This is a genomic window from Microbacterium sp. UBA1612 (genome assembly GCF_002321605.1).
Classification (GTDB): domain Bacteria; phylum Actinomycetota; class Actinomycetes; order Actinomycetales; family Microbacteriaceae; genus Microbacterium; species Microbacterium luteum.
Map to the genome: position 1 here is coordinate 1 of NZ_DCMW01000017.1, position 4,074 is coordinate 4,074.

General features: G+C 72.5%; 5 protein-coding genes. 4 read left to right on the forward strand and 1 reads right to left on the reverse strand.

The window, feature by feature from the left end; all coding sequences use genetic code 11:
- The 3 genes from B3S45_RS07030 to B3S45_RS07040 form a co-directional block, all read left to right on the forward strand.
- On the forward strand, positions 1–805 hold an 805-nt coding region (locus tag B3S45_RS07030; protein ID WP_286718415.1), incomplete at its 5' end, for a TatD family hydrolase.
- Complete coding sequence (gene rsmA, locus B3S45_RS07035; protein ID WP_286718418.1) at positions 802–1,644, forward strand: 16S rRNA (adenine(1518)-N(6)/adenine(1519)-N(6))-dimethyltransferase RsmA; 843 nt, start codon at positions 802–804, stop codon at positions 1,642–1,644. The genes B3S45_RS07030 and rsmA, both read left to right, overlap by 4 nt.
- 33 nt (positions 1,645–1,677) lie before the next feature.
- Positions 1,678–2,613, forward strand: a complete 936-nt coding sequence (locus B3S45_RS07040; RefSeq protein WP_286718421.1) for a 4-(cytidine 5'-diphospho)-2-C-methyl-D-erythritol kinase — start codon at positions 1,678–1,680, stop codon at positions 2,611–2,613.
- 232 nt (positions 2,614–2,845) lie between these two features.
- Here B3S45_RS07040 and B3S45_RS07045 read toward each other — a convergent pair whose 3' ends face one another.
- Complete coding sequence (locus tag B3S45_RS07045) at positions 2,846–3,382, reverse strand: molybdenum cofactor biosysynthesis protein (protein ID WP_286718423.1); 537 nt, start codon at positions 3,380–3,382, stop codon at positions 2,846–2,848.
- 23 nt (positions 3,383–3,405) lie between these two features.
- Here B3S45_RS07045 and B3S45_RS07050 point away from each other — a divergent pair.
- On the forward strand, positions 3,406–4,074 hold a 669-nt coding region (locus tag B3S45_RS07050), incomplete at its 3' end, for an ATP-binding cassette domain-containing protein (protein WP_286718426.1).

A 4,074-nucleotide genomic window follows, 5' to 3' on the forward strand; every position in this document is an offset into this window, starting at 1 on the left:
GCTCGACCGCGCCTCCAGCGTCGGCGTGCGCGGGGTCGTGCAGGTCGGCACGGATCTGGAGACCTCGCGCTGGAGCGCCGAGGTGGCAGCCCGCGAGCCGCGGGTGCTCGCTGCCGTCGCGATCCACCCGAATGAGGCGCCCGAGCTCGCCGAGCGCGGTGAGCTCGACGACCACCTCGCCGGCATCGCCGAACTGGCCGCGAAGCCGCGCGTGCGCGCGATCGGCGAGACGGGGCTGGACTACTTCCGCACCGAGAGCGACGAGGGCAAAGCCGCCCAGGTGCGCGCCTTCGAGGCGCACATCGAGATCGCCAAAGAGCGCGGTCTCGCGCTGCAGATCCACGACCGCGACGCGCACCTCGACATCGTGCGCGTGCTCGACCGGGTCGGCGCCCCCGACCGCGTCGTCTTCCACTGCTTCAGCGGCGACGCAGCGTTCGCCGAGCTGGTCGCGCGCCGCGGCTGGTACCTCTCGTTCGCCGGCACGGTCACGTTCAAGAACGCGCAGAACCTGCGCGACGCCCTCGCCGCCGTGCCGCGGGCGAACCTGCTCGTCGAGACCGACGCCCCGTATCTGACGCCGACGCCGTTCCGCGGTCGGCCGAACTCCGCCTACCTGATGCCGCACACCGTGCGGGCGATGGCCGCCCACCTGGGCACGGACGCCTCGATGCTCGCCGCGCAGATCAGCTCCAACACGGAGCTCGTCTACGGGCACTGGGACGACGAGCCCGTCGACGCGCCGCCCGGACCGTTCGCGCCGCCGACGACGCCGATCGACCTTCCCCACCTGGGTCCGCGGTGAGCCTGCTCGGTCCCGCCGAGATCCGCGACCTCGCGACGCTGCTGGACGTTCAACCCACCAAGAAGCTCGGCCAGAACTTCGTCGTCGACGCCAACACGGTGCGGCGCATCGTCCGTCTGGCGAAGATCGAGTCCGGCGACGAGGTGCTCGAGGTCGGTCCGGGGCTCGGCTCGCTGACCCTCGGCATCCTGGAGGCCGGCGCTCGGCTGACGGCGGTCGAGATCGACTCCCGGCTCGCCGCGCAGCTGCCGACGACGGTCGAGACGCTCCAGCCCGGCGCCCCGCTCGTCGTCATCACCGCGGATGCGCTGCGCGTGACCGAGCTGCCCGCCGCACCGCGGCGCCTTGTCGCCAACCTGCCGTACAACGTGTCGGTTCCGGTGCTCCTGCACCTGCTCGAGACGTTCCCGAGCCTGGAGACCGCGCTCGTCATGGTGCAGGCGGAGGTCGGTCAGCGTCTCGCCGCCACCCCCGGGTCGAAGGTGTACGGCTCCCCGTCGGCGAAGGCCGCCTGGTGCGGGCGCTGGTTCACGCAGGGTCAGGTCAGTCGGCAGATCTTCTGGCCGGTGCCGAACGTCGACTCCATCCTCGTCGGCTTCGAGCGCGCCGAGCGCCCGGGCACGGAGGAGGAGCGCCGCGCGACGTTCCAGATCATCGACGCGGCGTTCGGCCAGCGCCGGAAGATGATGCGACAGGCTCTCGCGGAGTTGTTCGGCGGCTCGGCTGCGGCGAGCGCGCGGCTGGAGGCGGCCGGCGTCGAGCCGACCGTGCGCGGCGAGCAGCTGACCGTCGCCGACTTCCTGGCGATCGCCCGCGCGGGGACGCATCCACACGCGTGAAGGGGTGACGCGCGGCCCGACTAGGGTTGGGGCATGGTGTCTCGGGGGCAGCTGAGTCGGGTGCATGTTCGCGCACCCGGCAAGATCAACGTCTTTCTCAAGGTCGGCGCGCTGCAGGACGACGGCTATCACGACGTCGCGATCGCCTACCAGGCGGTGTCGCTCTCCGAAGACGTCATCGTGACGCCTGCCGACGACTTCTCGGTCTCCGTCTCCGGCAGCGTCGAACTCGGCCGGGTGCCGCTCGACGGATCCAACATCGCCATCACGGCCGCGCGGCTGCTCGCCGCCAAGACCGGCTACCGCGGTGGGGCGCACATCGCGATCGAGAAGCACGTGCCCGTCACGGGTGGCATGGGTGGCGGCTCCGCCGACGCCGCCGCGACGCTCGTCGCGTGTGACGCGCTGTGGGGAACCGAGCTGCCGCGCGACGAGATGTACGAGCTCGCCCGTCGGCTCGGCGCCGACGTGCCGTTCGCGCTGACCGGCGGCACGGCGATTGGCACGGGCCGCGGCGACGAGCTCTCACCCGCGCTGGCCTCGGGAAGCTTCCAGTGGGTGCTGGCGCTCGCCGACTTCGGGCTCTCGACGCCTGCCGTGTATCAGGAGCTCGACGCGCACCGCGAACGGCACGCGCGCGACATCTCTCCGGCTGACCCGAGCCCGAGTGTCGACACCGACGTGCTGCAGGCGCTGCGCGCGGGCGATGCCCACATGCTCGCCGCCGCCATGCACAACGACCTGCAGGCCCCTGCGCTGCATCTGGAGCCGGGCCTCGGCAGCGTGCTCGAGCTGGGGGAGCGCAACGGCGCCCTCGCCGGCATCGTCTCCGGCTCCGGTCCGACCGTCGCGTTCCTCGCCGCCGACCTCGACGCGGCGCTCGAGCTGCAGGTGGCGCTCTCGGCGGCGCAGGTGAACGCGGTGCGGGCCACCGGCCCGGTGCACGGCGCCCGCATCATCGCCGACTGAGCACGTCCCGCGCCGCGCTCCGCGTGCCTGCGCCCGCGCGCAGTGTGACGTTTTTCCGGAGGTTTCGCGTCGGGTGAGCCGTCGAGCCCAACAAACACGGGCGTGCGGGTGCGCCGTGCACCGGATTCTCCGGAGAAACGTCACACTGCGGGTGCGGGTGCGGGTGCGGGTGCGGGTGCGGGTGCGGGTGCGGGTGCGGATGCGGAGCGGGGCGGGGCTCGGGCGGCGGGGCTCAGGCGGCGGCCGCGTGCACCGTGAGCATCGCGGGACCGAGCGCGAGCGCGCCGTCGGTGAGCGGTTCGGCGCGGATGCCGCCGCGGCGCAGCAGCGCCCGGTGCGCCCCCGGCGCGATCGCCTCGTTCATCCAGGCGCACGGGTTCGCCGGCCGGTGCGCGTGAAAGCGGATCGGCCCGGCGCCGGAGTCGAGCGTGAAGTCGGTGCCGACCAGGGCATCCACGTCGACGCCGCGCAGCAGGACGTTGCGCCGCGTCTCGGTGAGCCCCGGCACCGGCACGCCGAGCTCGCGCGCGACGTGCTCGAGCGCCTCGACGCTCTGCAGCGTCACGCTCGCCTGACGGTGCGCCGGATGAGCGAAGTGCCGATCTCCGACGACGCCCAGCCCGGCGCGCAGCTCGATCGAATCGCGCAGCTCGGAGCCGTCGATCGACCGCGGCCCGTCGGCGGGCCTGCCCTCGTAGCGGTGCACGGGAGAGGCGAGCAGCTGCACGATCTCGACCTCGATGCGCGTGCCCGGGGACTTCGCCTCCATGCCGACACCTTAGGCTCGAAGGCATGGCACATCTGCTCGGCGCGGAGGAGCTCGCGCTCGAGTATCCGACCAAAGTCGTCTTCGAGAGCATCACCGTCGGCATCGAGGAGGGCGACCGGATCGGCGTCGTCGGCCGCAACGGCGACGGCAAGTCGACGCTGTTGCGCATCCTCGCCGGCCGTCAGGAGGCGGACTCGGGGCGGGTGACCCGCCGTGGCGGCGTGACGCTCGGCATGCTTGACCAGTCCGATCAGCTGCCCGACGATGAGCTCGTCTCGCGAGCCGTCGTCGGCGACCGTGCCGAGCACGAATGGGCGGGGGATGCCCGTGCCCGCGACGTGATCGCGGGCCTCTTGCGCGACCTGCCGTGGGAGGCGCGCATCGGCGACCTCAGCGGCGGTCAGCGTCGTCGGGTGGCGCTCGCGGCGCTGCTCACCCGTGACTGGGACATCATCTTCCTCGACGAGCCCACCAACCACCTCGACGTGGAGGGGGTCGCCTGGCTCGCCCAGCACCTGAAGACCCGCTGGTCGCCGAAGCAGGGCGGACTCGTCGTGGTCACCCACGATCGCTGGTTCCTCGACGAGGTCTCGCTCGACACCTGGGAGGTGCACGACCGCATCCTGGAGCCCTTCGAGGGCGGCTACGCGGCGTACATCCTGCAGCGGGTCGAGCGCGACCGGATGGCGGCG